The organism is Vibrio sp. zbq_1 (genome assembly GCF_043102935.1).
Taxonomy (GTDB): Bacteria; Pseudomonadota; Gammaproteobacteria; order Enterobacterales; family Vibrionaceae; genus Vibrio; species Vibrio parahaemolyticus.
The window spans coordinates 335811-362084 of sequence record NZ_JBICJH010000042.1 but is presented as its reverse complement, the minus strand read 5'-3'; the positions used below and the strand labels follow the sequence as shown (position 1 = coordinate 362084).

Sequence of the window (26274 nt, the reverse complement as noted above, 5' to 3'; positions counted from 1 at the left end):
TTATGCAAGATCAGGTTCGAGTATTGGAAGATGTTGTCTACGTCTTCTTTTGCTATAAACAATCAAGTTATCTCGATAAAACGCTTCCGGCGGCATTGGAGCAAACAGCATGGCCGAGCCAGCTGTTAGTATTGGACGATTGCTCTCCAGATGATAGTCATGAAAAGATTCTATCGCTTTTAGAATTTGCGCCTAAAGGATTAAATATCGAATATCGCCACAATAAGCAAAATATTGGTTTAGTTAGCCAAATCAACTCCTTGCGGGGGCAGTACCAAAATAAGCTTATTATTGTACAAGCTGGCGATGATATAGCGATGCCGAACCGAATTGAGGAAACTTATGAAACTTGGTTGAAAAATGGTAAACCAAGCTTAATTATTGGTAGTTACGACAAAATCTCTGAGCAAGGTGATGTCATCGAGCCATTTGAATCGATCAAGCAAAATAAAAAACCTTACACACTCGAAAATATTATTAATCGAAAGTGTGCAGTAGATGGCTGTTGTGCTGCTTTTACCTCTGATGTATTGAATAAGTTTGAGCCCTACAACAAAGACATCATCAATGAAGACCGGATCAATGTTCTCCGAGCCTTTTTGTTAAATGGTATTCATCATGAACACAAAAAGTGGATTCAATATCGGCTAGGTGGCATATCAACGTTCGCAAAAGAAACACGCGAAGAAAAATATAACAACACAGTTATCAATGCTCAGCGTGAGCTGCAAGATCTTAAAATGAACTTACGAGATGCGCAGAGTAAAAATGCCAATGAAGCTGTGAGTGCGATTAAAAAACGGATGCGTACTGCTGAGTTTATGTCATCACTTCCACAATCAAATTTTGCTTTGTTCATCGAAGCGATTTGTTATCTTGTTAAAACATTGGATTATCGAACGGTTTTAAAAGTTTTGCGTAGGTTAAAATGAGTACAATTAAAAATATAAAGCAATCGATAAGTATGAAGAGGCATTTTGCTTCAACTTTCCGCTCATTCAAAAAACGAAGTGATAAAAGTACTGACTCACCTAAAGACTTTTATCGTACATATGAGAAATGTACTGTTTTAGGTAATGGACCATCCTTAAAATCAGATATTAATAATATCAGTAAAGATACTGATGTGATTGCTGTGAATCACTTTTCGGAGTCTGAGCACTTTACGACTTTGAAACCCAATAAATATATTTTGATTGATAGCTATTTTTGGGATGAAGCCACTCATAGTTCGTTGGTGGAAAAAAGAGATAAATTGTTTAAAGATCTAAACGAACTTGTGTCTTGGAAAATGCAATTGATTATTCCTGACTTTGCTGACATAGCGTTCATTCAGGGAAATATCAAAAACAGCAACATAGCTGTAAAAGTGCTTCGAGCAATTCCTAGTAATGTAACCAATATTAAATATGGGCCAATAGCATTATCTTCAGGTATTGTTGCACCTCCAGCTGTAAATGTTCTTATCTTTGCTGTGTATGTAGCAATTTTATGTGAATATGATTCAGTGGAAATATTTGGGGCAGATATGAGCTTCCATAATGATGTCCATGTCGATCAAAAAAATAACCAGCTTTATATGGTCTACAAGCATTTCTATGGAAAAGAAGAGAAGTTGCCACTTCTAGAAAACCCTCAAAAGATCAAACCTTTTAACATGACGGACTTGATGCGATTAACTTTTCTGACGTTTTATGCACATCAACTGCTGAATAAATGGGCAGAGCTAAAAGGGGTAAAAGTCATAAATAGGTCTAATTTTTCTATGATCGATGCTTACCCTCGGCGGTGAAATTACAGGTAAGTAGACGCTACAATGGTAATGCCCACTTACCTATGATTATTTATCTATTTTTCTGTAACCAAACGGACTCTGCGAAAGTAAAGTCTTCTGGCCAATCTATATCAATTGAGCTCTCTGCATCCTGTATGTACATCGAAGGCTTTAATCCAATTCGGTCATTTAGTTTTTTGTAGTTTTCGACGCTATTTAAAAAGACTGAGCTATCGATTTCATACAAATGTTCAATCGTCTGAGTTCTTGGCCATTTTTCTATATTACGATCGTAGCTAATCGGCCTGTCTTTATTCCAAATAAAACCGCGTAGCTCTTTGACTGTCATTAATGAATCATATCCTTCAGAGAGGCTCGCGAGATATTGTCTTAGAATTGCACGATAACCGGATTCATCGAGGAAAGGCGAGGTTACATGAGTCCAAAGTACGTGACCTGTAGTAATAATCGAAGGAACGTATCTAATAAGATCATCAGTGCTTGTTGAACTTGAGCCTAAGTGCTCTGGGCGTTCATCTATTCGTATGCGAGAATCTTTATATGTTGAAGCAAACTCTAGAACAACATCGTCGTTTGAAGATACGACTATCGAATCTAGGTCAGTTATATTGATTAACTGATCCAGTTTGATTTTTAGCAACCCACCTTTTACACCAGCAAAGTCTTTGGTATTTTTGTTTGGGATACGTTCACTGCCTTTTCGGCATGGTAAAAAGACATGGACACTCATGCTTACCAACTCCTTAGAATATTGAAACCTTCACTTTTTGATAAGCTTTCAAGCTCTTCTTTTACATTTGAAAAAGGAAGATAGCCAAGAAAATCAATATTATTCTCTTTGGCTGCGTGAAAGTCTGATAATGCGTCACCGATCATTAGAGCCGCGCCTGAAGACTCCTTTAGGATGGTTGCAACGTTATCTGCTTTCGCGGTAGGTGATCCTAGAATTAACGTAAAATATTGTGCCAGCTTTCTTTTAACAAATACTTCTCGTAATTCGTCTTGAGCAGATCCACTCGCTACATAGAGTTTGGCTGGGCAATCTGTAATTGCTGCAATAAAATTAGGCGTTAGTTGAGCTTCCATGTATAGCTCTTCACACTGCTTTGAGTAGAAGCTTAGTATACGTTCGTACAATGCTTCATCTGTATTTAGGATGAAATGTTCAACAAAGTAACTCACATGATGAAAACGCGATTTGCCAAAATTAGCTTTAAAGTAATTGCAACAATTGTCTATTTCGAGCTCTGATACTTGGGCCATGCGTAAAGCATTACGCATGGCATCAATTTTGAGGTTATTTGAGTCTAGGATCACGCCATCGCAGTCAAAAATAACAGTATCATAGCCATTAAATAGCGGGTGCATAAATAGACCCTGCTTTTACTGGATAAGTGGTTGGGGTTAACGCTTGAATTGATGTACTTCCAAACTGCTGACTAACCATGCTAAAGATCTCATTCATTTCCATTTGGCGTCGGTCAGTCACATCATAACCATCAAAACCAACGAGAGATATCTTCTTCGCTTGACCTATAAAAGCGATACATAACGCATATGCAGCGGTATTGTCATACGGTAGTGTACAGTAGTTTTTATGGGCGGTGAGAGTATCCTTCTCTATGGTGCTACTGTAATCAATCATAGAAATATTACTAAATTTACTTAGCTCGTCTTCGTCAAAGCGGTTCTTTGGCAAAAATACGGGTTTGGCTACTTCTGAGTAATGGCTGCTTTCTGACAAGTATTTAGAGTTATGAGATACAGCAAAGTAATCGAAAAGCTCAGTGTTAATCTCATGCTTTGTATTGATGCCAATTACGATAGGCTTTCGAGTCTTAATGTATGTCTCGATCGCGACTCTATGTGTTGCAGCATTGGGCGTATTAGTGACCAGTAAAATTTCTTTTCCTGAAAAGATCCCTGATAGATCTGATTGGCTTTCAGTTGGTTGGCTTATTTTCCCTACAGTAAGCGCTTCTTCTAAGACATCACCATTATAGCTTGTCGTACCTTCTAGTTTTTTTAAATGCTCGATAGCGCCAACAATTTCTTCTGTTCCGTAATTAGGATTAGAAAGCATATTTTGAATATAAGTTGGGTGAATATCGTTTTTGGCTCCCAAGTAATATAGAAGGCTTGAACCCCAACCGTATCTTCTTTGCATTGGCTCAAAATGGCGAATAACTAGTTCATATATTGCTGTTGGCAAGTATTTATCTAGTCCATCAAGTTCGGCGAGCAGGTTTTCGGTCTGGGCGTTCCCAGCGCCTCGTCCCATTCCGGTAACGGTTACATCCAACCATGTAACACCATTCGAACGAGCTGTCATCGTATTAGACATTGCTTGACCCATGTTGTTATGGGTGTGGATGCCAATGTCGCCATCCCAGTTTTGCTTTACAATTTCGGCAATGCGAGTGACTTCTGCACTATCCATATTACCGAGAGAGTCAGCAAAATAGATGACGTCAGGGTTTGCTTTTGCTACCGTCTGTACTTTTTCCGCTATAACCTCGGATGGTTTTCCGCCCGCTTGCATCAGATTTAAACCAACGATATACCCCATTTCTTTGAAAGCTTTAATCATGCTTTCACACAGCTCTGCTTCATTGAAATGTGCCGCGATACGAACGAGATCAACTTTACTTTCTTGTGCTGGTACAAAAAGATCGTTAATGGCTGCTTCAACAGGTTTATTCGCATCTAGCAACGTTTTTGCGTCAACCATTACGCCATATGTCGGACCTTTCGGTAGGTGTAACGTGTTTAGAAACTCTTCAGTTGTATAAGCAAATGGACCACTGTAAACAGACTTAGGATAATTACGAAGCCCTAATTCAACATAATCAATTTTAGCTTTTGCAACTGCAGTGAGGTAAGCGTCAACGACTTCTGGTGAAAAGTCCCAGTGGTTATAGTAGCCACCATCGCGAAGAGTACAGTCTAAAATTTTTTGCATAATGGATATTCTTTTTAAGTTAAACAGGTAATGTGCTTAGTACAGTAAAACATACAAGCTTAATAGTAAAAGTGAGGTATTTATCAAACTAATTATTAAGTTATTACTTATCACTTTTGGGGAGTAAGCTCATTGTTCGGTTTAGAGCGCCTTGATTGGATGAGGCCCATTTATTAGCATGCAAAGCTCGGAGTAAATATTTATCTTGTTGAGAAATGATCTCTGTAGTCCTTAGGGCAAGGGTCGTTGAGTCTGGCACAATTAAGATACCATCCACAGCTAGTAAGTTTTCAACAATCTCCTTAAAGTTGAAATAGCTGGGGCCAGTAATGATGACTTTTTCTAACATAGCAGGCTCTAGCACATTATGCCCACCGACCTTATTTCCAACTAGGCTTCCCCCCATAAAGCAGATGTCCGCTGCGCCCATCAAAGTTAGCATCTCACCCATTGTATCGCCTAGATATACTTGAGTATTAGTCTCTACTGCATGCGTTGAAGTACGACGCACAGTGTTAAAGCCTTGATGTTGGCAAAGCGTGAATACATCACCAAATCGTTCTGGATGGCGAGGAACCAAAACAAGTAAAGCATTTGGATGAGATTTTAAAACTTGTCTATGTGCATCTAATACCAGCTCGTCTTCGCCTTTGTGGGTGCTCGCTGCAATCCATACTGGGCGATCTTTCCCAAGTTGCGCTCGAAGTGCTTCGCCTTGTTGCTTCACGTGATCTGAAATTTGAATATCAAATTTAATCGAGCCCGTGACAGATAGCTTCTCTTTATTGACGCCTAGGCGTTCGAAGCGCTCTGCATCTGAATCTGTTTGGCAGAGTACTTGAGTTAGGCATGGGTGAAGCTGGTTAAAAAGCCGCTGTATTTTTGCGTAGTTATGACACGATTTTTCAGAGAGGCGCGCATTCACGACAGTTATAGGGATACCCGCTTTGTGAACATTGTGAAGCGTGTTTGGCCACAGTTCAGTCTCAATGATCAACATTTTTTTTGGTTGTACTGCTTTAAGAAAACCTTTGATAGCGAACCCAAAGTCAATTGGCATATAGCGGTGTTCAACTAAATTACCCAACTTAGCAATCTGTTCAGCTCCCGTACTCGTTGTTGTGGTAACTAGAATAGACTGTTCGGGGTTTTGTTCTTTAAGTGCTTTAATTAAAGGTGTTGCTGCTATGCTTTCGCCAACAGATACGGCATGTATCCAAATAGGTTTGTCGTTGCTTTTTAGCTTGGGAGTTATGCCAAAGTGCTCTCTCCAGCGAGAGCCGAACTTAGGCTTATTTGGTTTGCTCTTGTACAAACCAAATAAAAGCAGCGGTGACGCTAGGGCGAGTAGTAAGGTATAAACAATACGAACTAACATGAGCTTATCGTAATGGCGTCAAGTTTTTGGATACTATCTAGCACTTGTTTAGGCGAAAGTTCTGTCAAGCACTTAAGGTGTTTGTATTGGCATTCACGCTGGAAACAAGGGCGACAATCAATATCGGTATGAACAATCTCCACTTTTTCTGCGAGTGGGGGGGTGTACTTCGGTGAAGTTGAGCCATACACGGCAACAACATTACAACCAACCGCAGCCGCCACATGCATTAAGCCGGAATCATTCGCGACAACAGTCTTGCATGCAGCTAGTAGATCGACCGCTTCAATTAAGCTGGTTTGGCCTGCTAGAACATGAATGTTCTCATGGAATTGCGTCGGGACAAGTGCGCGGATATTGTTACAAGTCTCTAAATCTTTTTGAGAACCAAACAACCAGACTTGATGCCCAGAGCGAGCCATTTGCGTCGCAACTTCAGCGTAGTGTGTTTCGGGCCATTTCTTGGCAGGACCAAATTCTGCTCCTGGGCACAGTCCAATAATTGATTGGCCTTGCGTTAAGTTGAACTTTTTGATCGTGGCTTGTTGCTCAGCCACGTTGATTGCAAGGCGTGGGCGAGGCAAGGTTTCAAGCCCGCCAAGAGAGTTAGAGTCCACCATTTCTGCTTTTGGATAAGCTAACGCTACATAGCGCTCTACCATGTACTGAAAAGACTTCATGTTAGGGCGTAAGTCATTCAATAAACCATAGCGCATTTCTCCCTTCCAGCCAGTACGAAGAGGAATGTTGGCAAACCATGGGATCAGTGCTGATTTTGCTGATTTAGGCAAGATATAGGCGTGGTCATATTGCTTTTCACGTAATGATTTACCAATTTCCCTGCGGCCTAATAAGTTAAATTCACCATGACCGATAGGCATTTCAATCGCTTGGTGGATTTCTGGCATACGCTCAAGAATCGGTTTACACCATCCTGGAGCGATAACGTCAATTTGGCTATCTGGATGACGTTGCTTTAATACGATATATAACGATTGCGACATTACCATATCGCCGACCCAGGCAGGGCCAATGACTAAAATCTTCATGCTTTGTTTTTCCAGTATAGGAATTTCAAAATTGACTCATAAGTTCTAAAAAGTTCAGCGTATATTTTATTCGCAAGAGTCATTTTGGATTTATCTTTTCTTTTACCACCAATCGTCGAAGCAATCTCAGCTCTAGTAAAAAGATCTGGAGACACGCTGTAAACTTGAACACCATGTCTCCATGGTTTTTCCATGTAGTCATCGACTGGTTCAATAAACTCTTGAGCATGCATAACAAACTTTGAGGCTGATTTAGGTGTGACGATATAAGCGGTGGTACCACAAGTGCCAGCAGAGTAGCCCCCTAGCATATGATTATCATCAATAGGTACAATTGGGGTGAATGCACACTTCTGAGTGGCAGACAACTTGATGTAGTCATAATTAGAAGTCAGTGGAAGGGTATGTTCGAGCACTTGCTTCAGCCCTTCTACGGGGTCGACGTTGTCTTCTAAGATGACGATCGGTTCATCAAGCTCAATACAGCGAACCCACAACTCGTAATGGCTTGCAAAGCAGGCGACTTCACTGGTTTTTAATTGATACCCTTTGCGGCGTAGAGTAATGGTTGGACGACTTTTTTCTGAATGAAGAAAACTGTCAAAAGAGCCATCTACGGCATCAAAAAATTCAAACGTAATGTCTTGTTGTTTTAACTTTTCTTCAATACGTTCTCGGCGATCTAGCGATCGAGTCAAGCTTACGACAAATACTTTCACTGCACTTTCCAGTCGCTGTTATATCTTGGTTTAAACAAATTGTAATAGTTATTACCGTCTTCTTGAGAGTGTAGCAACTGCAGTACCCACATATATTGTTCGGGTTTATCACCGACAAAATATTCAATGGCTTCATTACAGGTACGAGCGTCTTGCTCTTCGCCTTTATCCAGCTCAAACGCCGGTAAAATCTCAATATCAAACGTACCATCTTCAGTGTTCATCGACGCAAATAGAGGTAGTACTTTTGAGCGTGATAGTTTCGCAATTTTGCCTAAACCAGGTAGCGTTGCTTTACGTGTAGCAAAAAAACCGACAAACACACTATGCTCTGGGCCGTGATCTTGATCGGGTAGATAATACCCTACATAGCCATCTCGAATAGATTTTAGAAAAGGCTTAATTCCACCAGAGCGCTCGTAAACTCGGCCGCCATACTGAACTCTTTGCTTGTGCATTAACCAGTCAGCCACATCATTCTTTTGTTTTTTTGCCATCGCAGAGACAGGCATTCCCATTGAAGCGAGCAAGATAGCAGGCACATCAATAGCCCAAGAGTGGGGAACCATTAAAATCACATTTTCGTTGTTATCAATGTGCTGTCGTAAAATGTCTAGGCCGCGAATTTGGCAACGGTTCTGAAGCCACTTTGGTGAGCGTAAACTTAGTAACCCGAAGCGAAAAAAGAACATGGCTGCTGTGTAGAGTGTTTTTTCTATCAAAGCTTCACGTTCTTGGAACGACTTTTCCGGAAAACACAGCTCAAAGTTAACCCTCGCTCGGTGAGCTGGACCTTTGTGGGATTTAGACAGTTTTTTAGCTATGGTTTTCGCCAACCACTTTTGTAAACCCAGTGGCATTAATGATAAAGGTAAAAATAAGATAACACCTAACCACGTGCCCCAGTACTTAGGCGACAGAAAGTGGCGCTTAAACTCAGGGTTATATGCTTTAGGGTCGAAGTCATCACGTTTAATGGTCATGGCGTGTCTAGTTACCTATTCGTGTACTGGCGAAGTGGTTTAAATGAGAAAAAGATAGTTAGGAATGATACAGGCTATTGCACTTGAGTAAAGGTGGCAGGTTATGGTTCTGCCACCTTGTGGTGCTTAACGGTTTTGGATAGTTAAGTATTCGGCAACGCCTTCTGCAACCGTCTTGAACTCAACATCACAGCCTGCGTCGCGCAGTTTGGTCAGATCGGCTTGTGTGAATTCTTGGTAAGCGCCTTTTAGATGCTCAGGGAAAGGAATAGTTTCAATCTCGCCTTTTCCATGATGGGCAATGACCGCTTTTGCTACTTCTTCAAAAGATTCTGCACGACCAGTACCACAGTTGAAGATGCCAGAAACACCATTTTCAAGGAACCACAGGTTTACTTTACATACATCACCAACGTAAACGAAATCACGCTTAAAAGACTCGCTACCTGCAAACAGTTTTGGATTTTCACCTGCGTTTAGTTGGTTGTTCAGATGGAACGCAACAGATGCCATGCTGCCTTTGTGATCTTCACGTGGGCCATATACGTTGAAGTAACGGAAGCCGGTGATTTGAGAAAGGGTCTCACCATGTTCTTCAGCGTCTTGCCATAGCCGACGAACATAGTTATCAAACTGCTGTTTCGAGTAACCGTATACATTCAGTGCGCCTTCGTATTCGCGTTCTTCAACGAAAGTATCTGTATCGCCGTAAGTGGCTGCAGAAGAGGCGTATAGGAATGGAATTTCACGATCTAAACAGTAATGAAGCAGCTCTTTAGAGTACTCGTAATTGTTTAGCATCATGTATTTACCATCCCACTCTGTCGTTGCAGAGCAAGCGCCTTCGTGGAAAATTGCCTCAATCGGACCAAAATCATCGCCCGCCATAATTTGGGTCAGAAAGTCGTCACGATCCATGTAATCTGTGATGTCCAGATCAACTAAGTTCTTAAACTTTTTGCCATTTTTTAGGTTGTCGACAACCAAGATATCGTTAATACCAGCTTCGTTTAGTGCTTTAACAATGTTGCTGCCGATCATGCCAGCGCCACCAGTTACGATGATCATAGAACTTCCACCATAGATTAAAATTTTCTCAGGAAGTTTAGCAGAGTTAGGCCTTTAGGTGCTAGAGGAGAGGGATTGTCATATGAGCAAATACAAAAAAGGAAGCCTAAGCTTCCTTTTTTTGTTTGGTTAATTAGACTAACTTATTTTACCGGAGAGGTATTTGGTCTTTGATACCAAGGGTTTCGCTCATCGGTGAGTTCAATTAAGTTGTACTTACGACCAAGCTTCTGACCACCGTCACGAGTGAGAGGCTGCCAGCTAAAGTTTGCGCGATTATTACTAGGTTTCACCGTCATAATGTCGAATGGAATTGACAGGTAGAAGCCCTTAGTGAAACTACCTTCGCCAAACTCTTCTGCTGATAAGTCTGTGAATGAAGCAAAGGCACCAGCAATCACACCGCTCTTGAACTGCTTAGAAACGTTGATTTGTGTACCAACATCGCCAGCTAGGAACTGACCAACATCGACTTGGATCATCAAATCTTGTAGGAAATCCCATTGAGGGTAGTAGTAACCAGATACAAAACCAGTGAAGTCTTTATCAATAACTTGGAACGGACGTCCATATTCTGGCACGTTTTGCCATTTCTCATCGTAAACACCGAAGTAACTTTGTGGATCACGTTGAGAAATTACGTTGACGTCAGCGCCAATCGCCCAGTTAGCTCCTTGTGGTCGGTAAAGAAACTCGGTACCGACTCCAGCAAACATGCTCTCCAGATAACCCGCGTAGAATTGCTGATCCATGGTATTGGAATACTCTTGGAACCAAGTCAATTGTAGGTTTGACATGGTTACAGCATGTTCGTTTTGGTAAGCACGAAACATGGTACGAACGCGAGGAACAGTAGTGCCATCAGGTGGAGTGACATAATTAAACTTATCGTAGTTGTTATACCAATCCCAGTACAACGAACCGCCAATTTCAAGGTTGTCCGTCAGCCAATATGAGGCGTTACCGCTTAGTCCTACGCTAAAGAGATAGAAATCTTCAGCGTTACCGAGAGTTTGAACTAGCTTAGGTGCAAATCCCCAATCAAAGCGCTCAAAACCGTCGTAAGCAGGTTTACCCTGAGGCTTATTGCTTGATGTAGACGTCGCATCTTCAATGGTCGGGTTGATGTAGTTTACTTCAGCAAAATCACGGTATTTCTCTTTTGAGATAACCGTTTGATCACCGACCAAACCACTACTGCGTTCATTGATGGTAAAGGTATCAATGTTGTCTGGCATTTCGTTGTAAAGGACTGCTGCCGCTTTTTCATGAGCTTCGTTGCGATCACGATACTTTTTCTGTTCGCCAACAACGGAAACCGTATTACCGTTTACGAAAACTTGAGTTTGTTTGTAACCTGCAATTTTGTCTAAATCTTCTGTTACACGCTCCCAATCAACATCAGACAGTTCTTCTGGTTGGTTATCTTCGACTTCTGGCGTGGGCTCATCTCGCCAGAATGATGGCATGTCATTGAAGTTGGTGTTTAGCGTTAAACCTGCGACCAAAGTGTCTCCGCGCTCATAACTTAAACGAAAATCAGCCATTCCTAGACGATAGAGCATGCCAAAGTTCCATGGTGTGTGAGGGGTCATGTCTACACCAATTTTTCTGACTGGGTATTCATCGCTGTAATCATTACTGTCATATTCTAACTTGAACCTCAATGGCTTATGTAATGTTTGATACTCAACACCACCAAATAGGGAACTTGGGCCCTTGAACCATCGATGGTAATTAGATGTACCACCTGTTTCGTTAAAGTCATACTCTCTGTCACAATAACTATCAGAAATACTACAAAAAGGGTTACTAATGTTATCTCGCATTCCTAATGAACCCCACCCAATACCAAGCGTAAGATCAAGAGTACCTAAACTTTTACTCGAATATCTTTTTGTTGCAGCCAGATATTCTGCGTCAAAAAAACCATTGCCAGCGAAGTCTCGTATGCCAAGCGATATTTCTGGAAGATATTCACTCTCTTGTAATATTCTTAGTTTGAGATCGATACCTTTATCTGTATATTTATTGTTTCCAGAGAAGGAGGGGTCTTCACTAAATAAAACATCGTTGACGGTAGTGTACCGCAAGGTTGTTTCAAGCCAAGGCATTAGCTGCAAAGAAACGTTGTAAAAAGTGTATTCATCAGCATAGTTTATTGAAAAGTTGAATTCCCCTTCAGGAGCCATACGTCCGGTTGGCATCTGCATTAAGCCAACACCACCGAAGTCTGTTTGGGATGGTCGTAAAGGAGGAGCTTCAAACGGCATCTCTTGAGCCCAAACCAATGCAGGACCCATTAAAGAAAGGGTTAAACTTTTTCTAATTGGCATCATCGTGGTCTCTTTGTGGAGTTTGGTATAAGTTGAGTAAGTAAGCGGACAATATCTTGATCCATTTCGGAGTGTTCAAGACTATCAAACGGGACATATACCAATGTCAGAGGTGGTAAGTAATATAGTGTTGTCAACCAAGCTCCGTGATGCGGCTTAACTACGTGACCATCTGGATAAATCAACACTGGAGGCGTTGATAATGCACCAATGTTACTTTTCAAATTCGCTATTTGTCTCTGCAAAGGGATGCCAGCTTGCTCCTTCACGGAATACACGCTATTTAGGTTTCCTAAGTAAAATACTTTTTCTTCGCGTGGAGGGCTTGCTAGAACGTAATTGCCGTGCAAAAGCGGGTTGTCGAATTTATTTAGTCGAACTTTATCAACATCGATTGCAGATAGTACTCGTGGTGCAAAGCTTTGCTTCTGAATGAATTTGTAGAATGGATGCGCAACCAAATTGTGTTGAATCATTTGATTGAGCACTGAGTTTTTTAAAGCGGTAGAGCTTTTCTCGGCGCGTTCCGATTTATCAAACAAAGTCGTACTAAGAGAGTATTGTAGTGAAACATTTTGCTCGATGGCGAGTGCTAACACACTTTCTAAACGAGCAGGCCCTTGGAATCGTAGCTGTTTGCCCACTTCCGGCAACTCAACATTTAATGGTTGTGTAGTAGAGGTTTCTGTTTTAGCGAAGCTGTGTGTGCTCAAAAGTGGCATAACCAAAACGAATAATGTGAGTAGTCGCTTGCTCATGATTTGCTGTATCCCTTCAAAATGGTTAACTCAACCGGAATCATATTTGGCCCTAAGTGTTGTAAGGTTTTAACGACCTGACCCTGTTCATTGACCCAATAGTAGTTTTCGACCGATTGAGAAAGGCTGCTAAACTCAACAACTTCTTTATATACGTTGGTCATAGTGCTAGAAATAGGTGTTGTTAACGTTTCGTGGCTTGAGTAAGAGCGCGTTACATTTGCAGGAAAACCATAACGGTATTGTGTTGCCCAATCGTATGAGAGTGTGTAGTTGACAGAGGCCGAGTTTGGAGAAAAATCTGGTACATCACCATAAACGCCCTCTAAGTCTCCATTTTGTAGTCCAATCGTTTTGACGATATGTCCATTTTCCGTAACGATCATTGCTTTATCGGCGCTTACCCATTTTAATTGTTTTTTACCGCTGAGTGGGTTTCGTTCCGCGAAAGCTAAAACAACAAACACCTGTTTTTGATTTCCAAGTTTCAAGTAGGCACTGGCATATGGAACAGCATTTATTTCTTCTGGTGTCATCTCTACATCGATGTAGTTACCGTAGGCTTCTTGGACGGTTGCTGAAACATCATTGAATTTCTGTGTGCAGCCAAAGAGTAAACCTAAAAGCGGAAGAGTGAGGAGTGGATGTATCCATTTGGACGTTCGGAAGATGTTCATTATTCCCTCTTACAAATAAAATCGCCCTGAATCATTCAGGGCGATTATCTTCTATCTACAAAACGAAATTAGTTTGTAGAAGTAGAAGTAGAAGTAGATGTTGAAGTAGATGTTGAGTCGCTATCTGACGCTGCAACTGCCACTACAGTTACTGCTGCTGCCGCACCTACTGCTACAGCTGTTGTGCCTGTTGCAGATGCAGAAGCTGCACCTGCTGAACCTGCTTCTTCTGCTGCAAATGCAGTTGATGCGCTTAGAGCCATAAGAATAGCTAGAGCTGTATTCTTCATTATTAATCCTTGTATATCCGGTATAAAAACATCGATGTTTGGTAGCATAAAAAATGCTCCAAATTATATTTTAGATAAAAAAGCCTTAGCATGTAAATAGTTTCTTATTTTGCTATGGCTTACGATCTCATTTCTAACACCAGCGTGACATTGTGCGGTTATCTTGTTCCCTTGCTTGCTGATAAACTATCAAGAGTGCATAATTTGTCGGCCTATCTCCTCCAGGACTAGAGGTTTTGGAGTCAATAGGTCGTTTTTACTTACACCATATAGAAAGCGATACAGTGGCTCACGCTCAACGCCTCAGGGCGGTAGCGTGCCAATTCTTCAGTATTCAATGGCCTGCATAGCACGCTTAACTTTGCTTTGGCAGCCCATATTGTTACCAGTACTAGGAACTTTTACGTGATAAAAAAGCAGCATTGTTTGGGAATACTTAGTGCACTGGGTTTGAGCCTGAGTTCTTCTTCAGCGTCAGCCGATTTTTATGCTGGTGCGTTAGTGAGCTACTCAAATGCAGAATTGAAAAGCTCGTCTTCTGAGTCCGTGAAAGAGGGAAGCCCTTTCCTTCTTAGTGCGCAAGCTGGTTATTTTTTTAATGACTATATTGGCTTAGAGGGGCGCTATGGAACATCAGTTCAACGTGACAATGGTCTTGCCGTTGATAGCGTTTTGAGCGGCTTTGTTAAGTTGAATATGCCAGTTTCAGAGCGAGTTGCACTTTATGGTTTAGCTGGGTATTCAAGCGTTCAGCTTGATCTACAAAATGTAGGGTCTCACAAAGAACAAGGATTTAGTTTTGGGTTGGGTATGCACTACGCTTTAAACAACCAAAGCGCGGTGATATTTGAGTTCGTTGATAACGTCTCTGAAGACCAAGTTCGCCTTAACTCGATTACACTGGGTTTTCAGCATCGTTTCTAATTTAAATACCTAGAGCTCAAACTTGGGGCTAGGGTCTTTTATTCAATTATTATAGTGACATACCATGTTTAAAGGATATTTCTCTATTGCCGCTTTTATATTGGCAAGTACGTTTGCGTCTTATTCAATGGCACAAACACCCACTCCAGAACAAATAAAAATGTTTCAAAACTTACCCGCCGACCAACAGCAGGCACTGGCGAGTAAATATGGTTTCTCAATTCCTTCTAGTTCGTCCTCAAACAAATCTCCTTACGAAAATCCGCAAGTCATCAAGCCTAGATCTGAATCTAGTGGAACTATCTCTTCCAACGTAGAAGAAGAATGGCTCAAAAAAGGCGAACAGAAAGAGCTTAAACGCTTTGGTTTAGATCTTTTTTCTGGTTCTCCAAGTACTTTTGCTCCGATCAGTGATGTTCCTGTGCCAGCAAATTACACCGTGGGTTCAGGCGATGAAATTATTGTACAGTTATTTGGTAAAGATAATGAAACGCATCGTCTACGCGTAAATCGCGCGGGCACAATCAACTTCCCCTCACTTGGGCCAGTAAATGTTGCTGGCATGCACTTTTCCGATGTACGTGACTCTCTGACTCAACGAGTAAAAGAACAAATGATTGGTGTGCGCAGTGATATCTCATTGGGTGAATTGCGTACCATGCAAGTGTTTGTTATGGGTGATGCATATAAACCAGGAGCCTACACGGTTAGCGCATTGACGACAATTTCACAAGCTATCTATTACAGTGGCGGCTTTGGTGAAAGTGGAGCGCTGCGAGATATTCAGCTAAAGCGTGATGGTAAAATCATTCGTAAGTTGGATATGTATGACCTGTTACTTAAAGGTGATGCAAGTAATGATGTACGCTTACTACCGGATGATGTCGTTTTCATAGGCTCGGTTAAAGATACAGTTTCTGTAGAAGGTGAGATCAACCGTCCGGCAATTTATGAAGTCAAGTCAGGTGAAACCTATCAGCAACTTATTCAGATGGCTGGTGGTTTTACTGCTAATGCTTATGCCGAGCAATTGGAGATAAAACGCTACGCTACGCATGGTACTCGGGAGGCTTTGACGCTTGATTTCAATAAAACGCAAGCTCGACAGAGTAAAGTTAAAAATGGCGACGTCATCAAGATCTTGAAAAAAAGCGAAGAGCTTACTCGTTACGTGCAGATAGGGGGAGATGTTCGTCATCCTGGCTATGTGGAATGGCGCAATGGCCTTCGTGTTGCCGATCTTTTCAAATCTGTTGACTCTGCTTTTAATTCTACTGCTGATGTTAACTATGCCGTTGTGGTGAGAGAAGTGAATCCACAGCGTGATATTGAAGTGTTCCAGTTTAGCTTAGCAAATGCAATTTTATCGCCAAGTAGTCAAGACAACATCCAGCTACAATCACGTGATCGTATATTAGTTTTCAACCGTTTCAATAACGAAGACTTGGATACTTTAGCAACACAAGAGTCTGTTTCAAAAGCGAAGACGTTAGAGCAAGCGCAGCAACAAGCAGAGCTTGACCAACAGAAAGAACAAAAACTCATGAGTTCTTCTGTTGCGGTTTCGCATTCAGCAGACGGCATGGTCGTTAACCAGAACACATCTAAGCTGGCGAAACCAGCTAAGACCATCATATTTCGTGGCAAAGAGATTACAGAAGAAGACTTTGAGAGGCTGAAGCAAAACACTCGTCGCACTTTGCTTGCACCAGTGTTATTACAACTCCAGCAGCAGTCTCGTTTAGGGCTAGCCCCTCAAATTGCTGAAGTATTTGGTGAAGTGAAGCACCCTGGTCGTTACCCGATTACTCCAAGAATGACGGTATCAACGCTAATTGAAGCAGCCGGTGGTTTGACATACAACGCATTCACAATTAATGCAGAGCTAGCACGAACAGCGATTAATAGTGCGGATGAGCGTGCGTATATTGATGTTGAACGCATTGATTTACGTAAAGCAATACAAGGCAGTGCTTCAGACGATGCAATTATCGTAGGCCGAGATCGTTTGAACATCCTCGAAAAGCCAAATGTGAAGCTACAAAGCACAGTCACTTTACAAGGTGAAGTTCGCTTCCCTGGAACCTATACCGTGCGCCAAGGTGAAACCTTAAGTGAGTTATTGGACCGAGCGGGCGGCCTAACCGAATTTGCTCACCCTCAAGGAGCAATATTTACGCGTGAAGCATTGCGTTTACAAGAGCAGAAGCTTTTAAACCAATACGCCGCAGATATGCGAAAAGAAACAGCGAAGAAGACGTTCCGAGCAGATAGCAATATAGGTTCTGTAATTTCAGACCCAGAAAAAACGTTAGCATTTGTTGAAGAAGCAAGTCGCAGCAAAGCACTTGGTCGTATGGTGGTGCAGCTAAATCGTATCTTAAAGGGGGAGCGCTCAGCAGACTTTATGCTAGAAGATGGTGACTTCCTCTTTGTCCCGACCTTCCGCAACACCGTATCAATTATGGGTGAAGTTCAAGTTCCAATTACTTACTTGTTGGACAACAAACTTGATATCGATGACTATCTTAACAAAGCCGGTGGTGCCAAGAAGCAAGCGGACGAAGATCGTATCTTTGTCGTACGAGCTGATGGTTCAGTTTACAAACCATCCTCTGGTTATTGGTTTGGAAATAACAAAGAAGAACTAAAAGCTGGTGATACTATTGTTGTGCCAATTGATACCGACTATCGTGATGCGTTAAGCACCTGGACCGCTGCTACTCAAATATTGTATCAGACGGGTGTAGCAATCAATGCGCTCAAATAATGGCTAATTAGGGAGGGAGGATAACCTCCCTTTTCATTAATTAAACAGAATCTTATTTAACTAGAATGAACTTAAAGCCTGAAGATTACACAAAATTATCTACTAGTTTTTCCCATCAAACTACGGATGAGTCAATTACTTTACTAGAGTTGATTCGTGCTATTTGGCAAGGAAAGCTAATTATAATAATAACTACACTGACGCTCGCAGTTGCATCAGTTGTTTTTGCTCTTTATCAACCCAATATTTACCGTGCTAGTGCTCTACTATCACCATCTGATTCTCAATCAAGCTCTGGCTTAGGGCAAATGGCTGGTCAATTTGGTGGTTTGGCTGCGTTGGCTGGGGTTAGTTTAGGAGGGGCTGAAAGTCGTCAGACGGAGCTTGCTGTACAAGTGATGAAGTCAAGAAAGTTTGTATCAGAGTTTATCGAAAAGCATAATCTACTTGTTACCTTAATGGGTACAAGAGGCTGGAACATAGGTAGTGATACGTTAGTGTATGATGAAGATGCTTATGATCTGGAGAGTGAAAAGTGGCTTCGTAAACCTGACGGTCTGAGAGGGGCAAAACCTTCAAACCAAGAAGCTTATGAAGTCTTCATCAATGATGTATTCTCGATAACTCAAGACAAAGAGAGTGGTTTATATACCGTCTCTATCATGCATTACTCGCCATATATCGCAGAGAAATGGGTAAATTGGATAGTCTCTGATATAAATAAAGTAATGAGAGAGCGAACTATCGCAGAATCTACACAAAATTTGGCCTATTTGAACAATCAACTTAACAAAACTTCAGTTGCTGAGATGCAAAGTACGTTCTATAAATTGATTGAAGAGCAAACTAAAAGCCTAATGCTTGCAGAGGTACAGGAAGAGTTTGTATTTAAAGTTGTTGACCCAGCAGTAGTGCCAGAAGTCAAAGTTAAACCAAGTAGAGCACTCATATGTATCGGTGGAACTTTATTTGGATTTATTATTGGCCTCAGTGTTGTCTTTATACGGTTTGTTCTCATCAGAGATAAAAACAAATTGAATTCCAATGTTTAAAATAAAAAGAAGAGGTGAATGCCTCTTCTTTTTATTTGAAAAATAACCCATATGTATTTAATTACTACAATAATTAGTGTGCTATACCTGTACATCATGGATAAGAAGTTTGACAAATTAGCTTTTGTCTTAGTTCTGTTTCCTGTTATGTTTTTCTATTTTCAGATGCCAGCGTTTCAATACAATGTTGGTACTGATTACATGTCTTATGTAGATATGTATAAGTATGGCTATAATATAGAATATTACTTTAACAAGAAGGAGCTCATATTTTATTCAATACTTAAGATAGCAACAGGATTAAAGCTGGGAGAGCAGTCAATATTCATCCTTGTTTCAATAGTATATTCAATATTTTGGGCGTATTTTGTATGTTTGTTGAAAAGCTCAAATTATAAGGTTTGGATAATTGTATTTTTGTATTTTTGTATTACAGGTATTTATCAGAACCAGTTAAATGGCTTACGACAATATATGGCTATCGCTATCTTACCCTGTATATTTATCTTGCTATATAGAAGAAAGTTTGTCAGCTCTTTTATTTTGACTATAATAGCATCGTTATGTCATGCTACTTTTGTTTTGTTATACCCTTTCTATATATTTTTATTCATTAAACCTTCTCCTTATCGGATCGGCATCCTATTCTTTATTAGCTTTGTTTTCTCTGCGGTAATTATACCAAAAGTTCTTCCTATTGTTGTTGGAGCTTTGTTTGGCAACTATGCAGGATACTTTGATAGTGCTCTTTCAGCAAGCGCTAATATTACTTCTCTTATCACTAAGTTGTATTATTTTCCTCTTTTTGTACTTGCTATTTTGATGTACAAAAAAGATTTGATAGAAAATAGTTTTAATCATAAGCATGATATGATTATGCGATTTTTCATGATCCTATCAGTCACTTACTGGCTGTTTATCGTTAATATGTATTTTGGTTTTTTTGGGCGAGTAGCTCAGTATTTTATGATATTCTACATATTCCCTATTTACTATCTTATCGAAAGGTATATAGATAGAGGTAAACTCTATTCTGCGATAATTACTGTTTTGTACATATCTGCTCCATATGTATTAAAGGTCACAATTTTTGCAACATCTGAATATGATTATCAGTCAATATTAGGGAATTTTTAAATGAGTGGTAAAAAAATCTGTATAGTAGCCCCCATTCATATTTGGGATGATGTAAGGGTGTTTAAAAAGCAAGCTGTATCATTGTCTTGTACCGGATATGATGTAACTCTTATTGCTCGTATGGATAAGGAACTCGATGGCACTATACAGGATGGAGTTAAATTAGTTCGTTCTAAATTATCGGATAAGGGAAAGTTAGGGCGAATCTTTTTTTCTTATCAAGTCCTCCGTCAAGCTTTAGCTTGTAAGGCCGACATATACCATTTGCACAATCCAAATACGATACCAATTGCCATTTCACTGCGTCTGGCTTCAAAAAGAGTGATATATGACACTCATGAAGATTATTCAGAAAGACTTCTTTTTAGAGAGTGGATTCCAAAGATAATTCGTAAACCTGCTTGTTGGCTTGTGTCATTTTTAGAAAAGTTTACAGCAAATATTTCTTTAGCTGCTATTGGTACTCAAGAAGGAGTAGTTAAAAGGTTAGGGAAGAAAGCTCATCTGATAGGGAATCCACCGAGATATAACGAAAAACTAATAAAGAAAGTTAATAATCTAAAGTCTAATTTAGATCTGAGTAATGAAAGCCTACGGTTAGTTTACTTAGGCAGTATTAACAAATCTAGAGGTATTACAGACATAGTAAATTCCTTAGAAGAGATAAATAAAGTTGAAGTAACTAAATTATGGTTGATTGGTGAAATGGACACAGCCTATTTAAATTCACTAAAAATACTGCCTGGATGGCAATATGTTGATTACTTAGGCAGGCTAGAGCAAGATATCGCATTTGCTTATGTATCTGAATCGGACCTTGGGTTAATTTATATTCATGATGTGGGAGACCATGCTAAGACAGATCCTAATAAACTCTATGAATATATGTCGTTTGGTAAACCTTTTGTCGCGAGTGATTTTCCTATTTGGAGAGATAAACTTCAAAGAATCAATGCAGGTGTTTTCGTTCAGCCACAACAGCCGAATATGTTAGCAAAGAGTATCCTGGAGTTAGTTAGCAAAAGAGACATACTACCGGTAATGGGAGTAAATGGGAGAAAGTATGTTGAGAATAACTGCTGGGAAAAAGAGTTTTCTAAGTTAGAACAAATTTATCGAGAAGTACTTTAAAATGAAGTTAATATCTTTATATAAAATTATTAGATCAAAGCTAGAAGCTATATTTAACTATCACTATGCAATTGTTAAGTATGGGAGAGATAATTGTATATTAGTAAACTACTTTAAAGGTGTTCCAAATTGGGGGGATGATTTGAATATCTACCTCATAGAAAAGGTCTCTGGAAAAAAAGTAGTAATGTATCCTTATTCGAGAGAAAAGCATGTTTTAGGGATAGGTTCTATTCTTCACAGAGCAAAAGATAATAGTATTGTTTGGGGGAGTGGTTTTATATCAAAGGAAAGTGGAACAACAAAAAAAATAGATATTAGGCTGCTCAGAGGTCCTCTTACTAGTGAAAAACTTAATTGTGAACAAGTCGAGTTTGGAGATCCAGGTGTTTGTATTCGCAAGTTTTACAATCCCGTAGTAGAAAAAAAATTTAAATATGGTTTAATTCCACATCATGTAGATAAAAATAATAGTAATTTAAAAAAATGGTTAGAAAGAGATGATGTGCTCTTCATCGATATTCAACAAGATATCGAGCCTTTTATTGACCAACTGTTGTCATGTGAAAAAATAATTTCTTCATCTTTACATGGGCTTATTGCCTCGGACTCTTATTCAATTCCTAATATACATGTCATTTTTTCTGATAAACTACTCGGTGGTCAGTTTAAATTCGATGATTATGCTTTGGGGATTTCAGGGAAAAAACGACAACCAATCATTGTTACTGATGAGACAACAATAGAAAATCTGAGCGAAAACGCCTACTGTAACAAAGTATCAGACGCAAAGATTGATTCTATCCTTAAACTATTTCCATACAATATTTAAACGTATGAATCTTTTAAATAAGTTTCTCCATGATAGTTTTTATAGGCAAACAATATTAGTATTTCTTGTCAAAGTTGTTTCATCAATTGTTGGTTTTAGCACAACGATTATCTTGGTGAAGCAGTTAGGGGGACAAACGTCGAGTGATTATTTCTTCTTAGTATCACTATCTTCATTTTTAACAGCCATCTCTACCTTTGGTTGTCCCGATGCAATACTGAAGTTTGTCGCTATAAATCAGTCGAAAGGGAAGTTAATAAAAACTGTTGTCTTTAGTGCCTGTGCTTTAACATCAGTATTTTCTCTATTGGTTGTTTTAACGTTATATATAGGAAATATGTGGCATGAGGTTTCCGCTAACAGTGATTTTATTACTTCAATATTCATACTGTTACCATTAACGTCATTATCGCTTGTTCTTTCTTCTGCTTTGCAGGGTAGAGGAAACGTTGTTTTAGCCATGATAACATCAGGCGTTTTGCAAAACGTAGTTTTGCTCACAGCCTTGATGCTTTTCGCTAATAGTTATCTAGACTCAGTAATCGCATTTTCAGTTGGACATGCTATTGCTTGTCTAGTTGCAACCTATTATTTTCTCGAGCGGTTAAACTCCGATAATGAGGACTTTGATAAGGTAGCTTTTCGCGCCACATGTTCTTCGATGTTCGTTACGCAATGTATCGTGCAGTATAATAATAATGCAGCTATATTGCTCTTAGGCTTTTTATGGGTTGGAAATGATTTATCAATCATTGCTGTTTCACTAAAACTAACAACGCTATTATCATTTATTATAATATCGGTTAATAAAGTACTAGCTCCTAAAATCGCATCAACTTACAAAAATGGTGATATGCAAGACTTGCAAAAGCTCATCACAAAATCATCTAGGTTGATGTGGGCTCTTTGTCTTCCGGCAGTTTTTATATTAATGTTACTTAGTAAAGAAATTCTAGGGTTAATTGATGAGTCGTATAGAGAGCAAAGTGTTATTCTTGTTATCTTGACATTTGGTCAACTAGTGAATGTCATTACGGGTAATATCGGCCTTCTATTGTCTATGACTGGGCACGAAAAGGTACAGCGGAATATTCTATTAACTTCACTGGCTATGTCGTTGTGTTTGGGTTTTATTCTTATTCCAGAGTTTGGGCCTTTAGGCGCGGCAATAATGGCATCTGCTACAGTTGTGTTAGTAAATTTATCCTCCTATATGTATGTACTGTTTAAGCTAAAAATAAATACATTTAAGTTGCTATAGGAATTATATGAAAAAGAAAGTTAGTGTTCTCGTTCCGGTTTATGGAGTTGAAAAGTATCTTAAGGTATTCTTAGATAGCTTGTGTCAACAAACGTTAAATGATGTAGAGTTTATTATAGTAAACGATGCTTCACCTGATGGTTCTGACGAGATTATTCGATCTTATATTAAAAAAGACAACAGAATTGTCTATATTAATAAGGAGATAAATGAAGGTTTATACCAAGCTCGCCAAGACGCTTTTGATATAGCACAAGGAGAGTATGTAATAAATTTGGATTCAGATGACTTTATCGGTCCTGACTTTTTATTAGAGATGTATAAAGTTGCAAAAAAAGATAATTTGGAAGTTGTTGTTAGCAATGTTGAGCTGGTAAATGAAAGTGGTCTTGTCATTAGAAATACAAAATCAAAAAAATATGATAATGACATTATTTTTTCCAAGTCTAATATCTCATCTTTATTATCAACTCCATACGCGACATGGTGCCGTTTATTCAAAAGGGAGCTACTAGTCAAAAACGACTATAGATATGAAAATGGTGAACTCTATCTAACAAACTTCCATTTTTTAAAAGGTGTTAAATCAGGTGTCGCCAGCAAGGCTGTTTACTATTATAGAATTAGAGACAATAGCATGTCCTCGGCATCAAACTCCTCTAAAAAACTACGTAAGAATTTATCTTCTTCTTCAATTAAGCTTTTTAATAAGCAGTTAAAATTAAAAGGAATTTCTTCTGAGTTTTTAAAAAGTTATAGATTGTTTAATCATCTTTCTTTTACAAAACTGAGCTTTGTATCAAGCATCTATGGGTGTGATTATGCTCGATTTGACCATTTAAAATGCACTATAACTTCAGAGTTTCCAATTAGTTTTAAAAACATTCTTGAAAGTAAGAATGCAATGTCCCGAGAGCTATTATTATTTTTCGTTCTTGAAAAGTTGGGTTTAGTTCCTTTAATGCTCTATCTAAAGTGGCGAAGAATTAGATAATCTTTTAGTTATATGTACAACTTATAGGTTTATTGATTTTGGCTGTTAATGATCTTGTTTCTATAATTATGCCTTCTTATAATTCAGAGTTTACAATACCTGAAAGCATAGATAGTGTAATTTATCAAAAATACAGTGATTGGGAGTTGATTATAGTTGACGACCGTTCTACCGATAATACTTGGCAAGTTATTCAAAAATACGCTGATAAGTACGAAAATATTCACGCATATCAGAACAAAAAAAATCTAGGTGCTGGAGCTAGCAGAAACTTTGCGATAGAAAAGGCAAGAGGGCGATTTATTGCTTTTTTGGATTCTGACGACCTTTGGACAGAAGACAAGCTAGCAGAGCAAATTCCATTCATGCTGGAGAACAACTACTCACTCACATACACTCACTATAGCCGTTTTAATAGCGAAGAAGAGCTAAGCGTTGTAACTGCTCCCGAATATACAACGTATAAAAAACTTATGTACAGTAATGTTATCGGGTGCCTGACCGCCGTTTATGATACACAGGCACTAGGTAAGCGCTATATGCCTCTTATTCGTAAACGTCAGGATATGGGATTGTGGTTAGATATATTGAAAGATACTCCCAAAGCTTACTGTCTACCTAAGCCATTAGCAAAGTATCGGATGGATAGTGGTATGACAGCTAACAAGTTTAGCGTTTTGTCATACCAATGGAAGTTCTATAGAGACGTAGTAGGTTTGAGTTTGCCAAGAAGTCTATTTACATTTTCTGTCTATGCCGTTAAAGGTACGATGAAACACCGAACTAAGCGCAAGTCTTAGTCTCGCTAATCTTCGGTAGAACCTAGTAACAAAAAATACGCATACAAAAATACAAAAAGAGCAGCTACCGTAAGGCGCTGCTCTTTTTTATACCTGTGATCCGTTCGATTAAATTCGCCGTTTTCTAGCGACCCATCCCAAACAACACTGTTTTAACCGTAAGGAAAAGAATCTTCACTTCCATCATCCAGTTTTGGTGTTTGATGTAGTAAATATCGTATTTATGCTTCCAGATGGCATCTTCTACTGATGCACCATAAGGGTATTTAACTTGAGCTAGGCCAGTTACCCCAGGTTTCACTGCGTGACGAAAGCGGTAGTAAGGAATAGCTTTTTCCAATTCAGAGATGAACACCTCGCGTTCTGGGCGTGGGCCAACCATCGACATCTCTCCCTTTAGTACATTGATTAACTGAGGGAGCTCATCTATGCGAGTCTTACGAATAAAACAGCCGACTTTCGTTACGCGCGCGTCATTTTTAGTTGCCCATTGGGCACCATTCTTTTCCGCATCGTTTCGCATCGAGCGAAACTTAATCACTTCAAACTCTTCATTATATTGGCCAGTACGACGCTGCTTAAAAAATACCGGGCCTGGTGACTCAAGCTTAATAAGCAGTGCCGTAATAAGCCCTACTGGGATAGCAACCCACGACAGCATAAAAACAAACAATAGATCAATAAAGCGCTTTTGCCAGCTGTTCTTACGATTAGAGAGGATAGAAAAAGCTTTTTGGTGTAAGAAGTAGCCGCTATGCAAGAGCTCAGTTTCAGTGTAGCCAAGCGAACGATCAAAGTAGCTCACTAGAGGCTCAACCCAAGCCCCTAGTTCTGTCGCAGCTACAAGAAACGCTTGCTGCTCAGGGGTTAGATGTGAGCTTTTGAAGTGACAAAGCGTTTTACTCTTGAAATCTCTAAGGGCATAGTTATTAACTTGAGCGTTAATCTCAGGATGTCTCTTAAGTACCTGAGCAATCTTTGTTTCGTCTTCTTTTGGACAGTAGATATAGATACAAGCATCGGTTTCGCTTGCTGATAACTCGTCCAATGTTGATGTTATGCTGATAGAATTATTCTTAGCTAATTCAGTTGCTTCTCGTTCTTGAAGCGTGTCGCTCATACTGTCTGTCATAGGAATGGAATAAGTTGTTTTCGGCTAGCCAATTGCTTACAAGTCGGCGATTATAATTTAATTCGTATAGAAATTATATCCCTTAATCCAGAACATGCTTGTAACTTTGAGAATTTTCTTGAACCTGAGTCCTTACTTATGGCTTGTTTTTGAATCTTGACGTAACTATATCAATGAATTCGACAAACTATGTTTGCGATATATTATGTTGTCTCGAAATTAAATA

24 protein-coding genes are annotated in these 26274 nt (G+C 39.5%); 11 read left to right on the top strand and 13 right to left on the bottom strand.

Annotated elements, in window-relative coordinates; genetic code table 11:
• Positions 1 to 2 precede the first annotated feature (2 nt).
• On the top strand, positions 3 to 932 hold the full coding sequence (locus ACF8CV_RS21420; RefSeq protein ID WP_172781605.1) for a glycosyltransferase family 2 protein: 930 nt from the start codon (positions 3 to 5) through the stop codon (positions 930 to 932).
• Positions 929 to 1792, top strand: coding sequence for a hypothetical protein (locus ACF8CV_RS21415; protein WP_021486916.1), 864 nt, complete (start codon positions 929 to 931; stop codon positions 1790 to 1792). Before ACF8CV_RS21420 ends, ACF8CV_RS21415 begins: the two co-directional genes overlap by 4 nt.
• A 52-nt stretch (positions 1793 to 1844) precedes the next feature.
• Here the strand turns inward: ACF8CV_RS21415 and ACF8CV_RS21410 are convergent, their stop codons facing one another.
• The 12 genes from ACF8CV_RS21410 to ACF8CV_RS21355 all read right to left on the bottom strand — a co-directional run bounded on the left by ACF8CV_RS21410 (position 1845) and on the right by ACF8CV_RS21355 (position 14015).
• The gene (locus tag ACF8CV_RS21410) at positions 1845 to 2525 is read right to left on the bottom strand and encodes a cytidylyltransferase domain-containing protein (RefSeq protein ID WP_392417482.1); all 681 of its coding nucleotides are present in this window, start codon (positions 2523 to 2525) and stop codon (positions 1845 to 1847) included.
• 2 nt (positions 2526 to 2527) lie between these two features.
• Positions 2528 to 3163 (bottom strand): HAD family hydrolase, encoded by a 636-nt coding sequence (locus ACF8CV_RS21405; RefSeq protein ID WP_021486840.1) that lies wholly within the window; start codon positions 3161 to 3163, stop codon positions 2528 to 2530.
• Positions 3147 to 4757 (bottom strand): aldolase catalytic domain-containing protein, encoded by a 1611-nt coding sequence (locus ACF8CV_RS21400; protein ID WP_024103809.1) that lies wholly within the window; start codon positions 4755 to 4757, stop codon positions 3147 to 3149. Before ACF8CV_RS21400 ends, ACF8CV_RS21405 begins: the two co-directional genes overlap by 17 nt.
• 103 nt (positions 4758 to 4860) lie before the next feature.
• Positions 4861 to 6135, bottom strand: coding sequence for a lipid IV(A) 3-deoxy-D-manno-octulosonic acid transferase (waaA, locus tag ACF8CV_RS21395; protein WP_021486836.1), 1275 nt, complete (start codon positions 6133 to 6135; stop codon positions 4861 to 4863).
• Positions 6129 to 7184 (bottom strand): lipopolysaccharide heptosyltransferase II, encoded by a 1056-nt coding sequence (gene waaF / locus ACF8CV_RS21390; RefSeq protein WP_023583804.1) that lies wholly within the window; start codon positions 7182 to 7184, stop codon positions 6129 to 6131. The genes waaA and waaF overlap by 7 nt, the downstream gene beginning before the upstream one ends.
• The gene (locus tag ACF8CV_RS21385) at positions 7181 to 7903 is read right to left on the bottom strand and encodes a glycosyltransferase family 25 protein (RefSeq protein WP_021486838.1); all 723 of its coding nucleotides are present in this window, start codon (positions 7901 to 7903) and stop codon (positions 7181 to 7183) included. Before ACF8CV_RS21385 ends, waaF begins: the two co-directional genes overlap by 4 nt.
• Positions 7900 to 8886 (bottom strand): lauroyl-Kdo(2)-lipid IV(A) myristoyltransferase, encoded by a 987-nt coding sequence (lpxM, locus tag ACF8CV_RS21380; RefSeq protein ID WP_023583803.1) that lies wholly within the window; start codon positions 8884 to 8886, stop codon positions 7900 to 7902. Before lpxM ends, ACF8CV_RS21385 begins: the two co-directional genes overlap by 4 nt.
• 126 nt (positions 8887 to 9012) lie before the next feature.
• Positions 9013 to 9954, bottom strand: a complete 942-nt coding sequence (rfaD, locus tag ACF8CV_RS21375; RefSeq protein WP_023583802.1) for an ADP-glyceromanno-heptose 6-epimerase — start codon at positions 9952 to 9954, stop codon at positions 9013 to 9015.
• Positions 9955 to 10097: 143 nt separating this feature from the next.
• Positions 10098 to 12293 (bottom strand): YjbH domain-containing protein, encoded by a 2196-nt coding sequence (locus tag ACF8CV_RS21370; protein WP_023583801.1) that lies wholly within the window; start codon positions 12291 to 12293, stop codon positions 10098 to 10100.
• On the bottom strand, positions 12290 to 13048 hold the full coding sequence (locus ACF8CV_RS21365; RefSeq protein WP_023583800.1) for a capsule biosynthesis GfcC family protein: 759 nt from the start codon (positions 13046 to 13048) through the stop codon (positions 12290 to 12292). Before ACF8CV_RS21365 ends, ACF8CV_RS21370 begins: the two co-directional genes overlap by 4 nt.
• Positions 13045 to 13725 (bottom strand): YjbF family lipoprotein, encoded by a 681-nt coding sequence (locus ACF8CV_RS21360; RefSeq protein WP_023583799.1) that lies wholly within the window; start codon positions 13723 to 13725, stop codon positions 13045 to 13047. The genes ACF8CV_RS21365 and ACF8CV_RS21360 overlap by 4 nt, the downstream gene beginning before the upstream one ends.
• A 68-nt stretch (positions 13726 to 13793) precedes the next feature.
• Positions 13794 to 14015 carry a hypothetical protein gene (locus ACF8CV_RS21355; RefSeq protein ID WP_005535462.1) on the bottom strand — a complete coding sequence of 74 codons (222 nt, stop codon included), beginning with the start codon at positions 14013 to 14015 and terminating at the stop codon, positions 13794 to 13796.
• A 405-nt stretch (positions 14016 to 14420) separates the two neighbouring features.
• On the opposite strand from ACF8CV_RS21355, the gene ACF8CV_RS21350 reads away from it, so the two are divergent.
• The 9 genes from ACF8CV_RS21350 to ACF8CV_RS21310 all read left to right on the top strand — a co-directional run bounded on the left by ACF8CV_RS21350 (position 14421) and on the right by ACF8CV_RS21310 (position 24916).
• A complete protein-coding gene (locus ACF8CV_RS21350; protein WP_023583798.1) occupies positions 14421 to 14939 on the top strand; it encodes an outer membrane beta-barrel protein in 519 nt (172 codons plus the stop codon).
• A 64-nt stretch (positions 14940 to 15003) separates the two neighbouring features.
• On the top strand, positions 15004 to 17709 hold the full coding sequence (locus ACF8CV_RS21345) for an SLBB domain-containing protein (protein ID WP_023583797.1): 2706 nt from the start codon (positions 15004 to 15006) through the stop codon (positions 17707 to 17709).
• Positions 17710 to 17774: 65 nt separating this feature from the next.
• On the top strand, positions 17775 to 18761 hold the full coding sequence (locus tag ACF8CV_RS21340; protein WP_024103808.1) for a Wzz/FepE/Etk N-terminal domain-containing protein: 987 nt from the start codon (positions 17775 to 17777) through the stop codon (positions 18759 to 18761).
• A 96-nt stretch (positions 18762 to 18857) separates the two neighbouring features.
• Positions 18858 to 19898 carry an EpsG family protein gene (locus ACF8CV_RS21335; RefSeq protein ID WP_157178108.1) on the top strand — a complete coding sequence of 347 codons (1041 nt, stop codon included), beginning with the start codon at positions 18858 to 18860 and terminating at the stop codon, positions 19896 to 19898.
• A complete protein-coding gene (locus ACF8CV_RS21330) occupies positions 19899 to 21029 on the top strand; it encodes a glycosyltransferase (protein WP_023583794.1) in 1131 nt (376 codons plus the stop codon). It begins immediately after the preceding gene.
• Position 21030: 1 nt separating this feature from the next.
• Complete coding sequence (locus ACF8CV_RS21325; RefSeq protein WP_023583793.1) at positions 21031 to 21861, top strand: polysaccharide pyruvyl transferase family protein; 831 nt, start codon at positions 21031 to 21033, stop codon at positions 21859 to 21861.
• Positions 21862 to 21865: 4 nt separating this feature from the next.
• Positions 21866 to 23122 carry a lipid II flippase MurJ gene (locus tag ACF8CV_RS21320; protein ID WP_169592746.1) on the top strand — a complete coding sequence of 419 codons (1257 nt, stop codon included), beginning with the start codon at positions 21866 to 21868 and terminating at the stop codon, positions 23120 to 23122.
• Between the two features lie 7 nt (positions 23123 to 23129).
• The gene (locus ACF8CV_RS21315; protein WP_169592743.1) at positions 23130 to 24116 is read left to right on the top strand and encodes a glycosyltransferase family 2 protein; all 987 of its coding nucleotides are present in this window, start codon (positions 23130 to 23132) and stop codon (positions 24114 to 24116) included.
• Positions 24117 to 24154: 38 nt separating this feature from the next.
• Entirely contained in the window at positions 24155 to 24916 is a 762-nt protein-coding gene (locus ACF8CV_RS21310) for a glycosyltransferase family 2 protein (RefSeq protein WP_023583789.1), read from the top strand.
• Between the two features lie 124 nt (positions 24917 to 25040).
• On the opposite strand, the gene ACF8CV_RS21305 is transcribed toward ACF8CV_RS21310, so the two are convergent.
• Entirely contained in the window at positions 25041 to 26048 is a 1008-nt protein-coding gene (locus ACF8CV_RS21305; protein ID WP_169592741.1) for a sugar transferase, read from the bottom strand.
• Positions 26049 to 26274: the final 226 nt, after the last annotated feature.

What these genes read in the sequence shown, in the direction of transcription:
- ACF8CV_RS21420 (WP_172781605.1), top strand. Translation starts at nt 3, where the DNA reads ATGCAAGATCAGGTTCGAGTATTGGAAGATGTTGTCTACGTCTTCTTT.
- ACF8CV_RS21415 (WP_021486916.1), top strand. Translation starts at nt 929, where the DNA reads ATGAGTACAATTAAAAATATAAAGCAATCGATAAGTATGAAGAGGCAT.
- ACF8CV_RS21410 (WP_392417482.1), bottom strand. Translation starts at nt 2,525, where the DNA reads ATGAGTGTCCATGTCTTTTTACCATGCCGAAAAGGCAGTGAACGTATC.
- ACF8CV_RS21405 (WP_021486840.1), bottom strand. Translation starts at nt 3,163, where the DNA reads ATGCACCCGCTATTTAATGGCTATGATACTGTTATTTTTGACTGCGAT.
- ACF8CV_RS21400 (WP_024103809.1), bottom strand. Translation starts at nt 4,757, where the DNA reads ATGCAAAAAATTTTAGACTGTACTCTTCGCGATGGTGGCTACTATAAC.
- waaA (WP_021486836.1), bottom strand. Translation starts at nt 6,135, where the DNA reads ATGTTAGTTCGTATTGTTTATACCTTACTACTCGCCCTAGCGTCACCG.
- waaF (WP_023583804.1), bottom strand. Translation starts at nt 7,184, where the DNA reads ATGAAGATTTTAGTCATTGGCCCTGCCTGGGTCGGCGATATGGTAATG.
- lpxM (WP_023583803.1), bottom strand. Translation starts at nt 8,886, where the DNA reads ATGACCATTAAACGTGATGACTTCGACCCTAAAGCATATAACCCTGAG.
- rfaD (WP_023583802.1), bottom strand. Translation starts at nt 9,954, where the DNA reads ATGATCATCGTAACTGGTGGCGCTGGCATGATCGGCAGCAACATTGTT.
- ACF8CV_RS21370 (WP_023583801.1), bottom strand. Translation starts at nt 12,293, where the DNA reads ATGATGCCAATTAGAAAAAGTTTAACCCTTTCTTTAATGGGTCCTGCA.
- ACF8CV_RS21365 (WP_023583800.1), bottom strand. Translation starts at nt 13,048, where the DNA reads ATGAGCAAGCGACTACTCACATTATTCGTTTTGGTTATGCCACTTTTG.
- ACF8CV_RS21360 (WP_023583799.1), bottom strand. Translation starts at nt 13,725, where the DNA reads ATGAACATCTTCCGAACGTCCAAATGGATACATCCACTCCTCACTCTT.
- ACF8CV_RS21355 (WP_005535462.1), bottom strand. Translation starts at nt 14,015, where the DNA reads ATGAAGAATACAGCTCTAGCTATTCTTATGGCTCTAAGCGCATCAACT.
- ACF8CV_RS21345 (WP_023583797.1), top strand. Translation starts at nt 15,004, where the DNA reads ATGTTTAAAGGATATTTCTCTATTGCCGCTTTTATATTGGCAAGTACG.
- ACF8CV_RS21340 (WP_024103808.1), top strand. Translation starts at nt 17,775, where the DNA reads ATGAACTTAAAGCCTGAAGATTACACAAAATTATCTACTAGTTTTTCC.
- ACF8CV_RS21335 (WP_157178108.1), top strand. Translation starts at nt 18,858, where the DNA reads ATGGATAAGAAGTTTGACAAATTAGCTTTTGTCTTAGTTCTGTTTCCT.
- ACF8CV_RS21330 (WP_023583794.1), top strand. Translation starts at nt 19,899, where the DNA reads ATGAGTGGTAAAAAAATCTGTATAGTAGCCCCCATTCATATTTGGGAT.
- ACF8CV_RS21325 (WP_023583793.1), top strand. Translation starts at nt 21,031, where the DNA reads ATGAAGTTAATATCTTTATATAAAATTATTAGATCAAAGCTAGAAGCT.
- ACF8CV_RS21320 (WP_169592746.1), top strand. Translation starts at nt 21,866, where the DNA reads ATGAATCTTTTAAATAAGTTTCTCCATGATAGTTTTTATAGGCAAACA.
- ACF8CV_RS21315 (WP_169592743.1), top strand. Translation starts at nt 23,130, where the DNA reads ATGAAAAAGAAAGTTAGTGTTCTCGTTCCGGTTTATGGAGTTGAAAAG.
- ACF8CV_RS21305 (WP_169592741.1), bottom strand. Translation starts at nt 26,048, where the DNA reads ATGACAGACAGTATGAGCGACACGCTTCAAGAACGAGAAGCAACTGAA.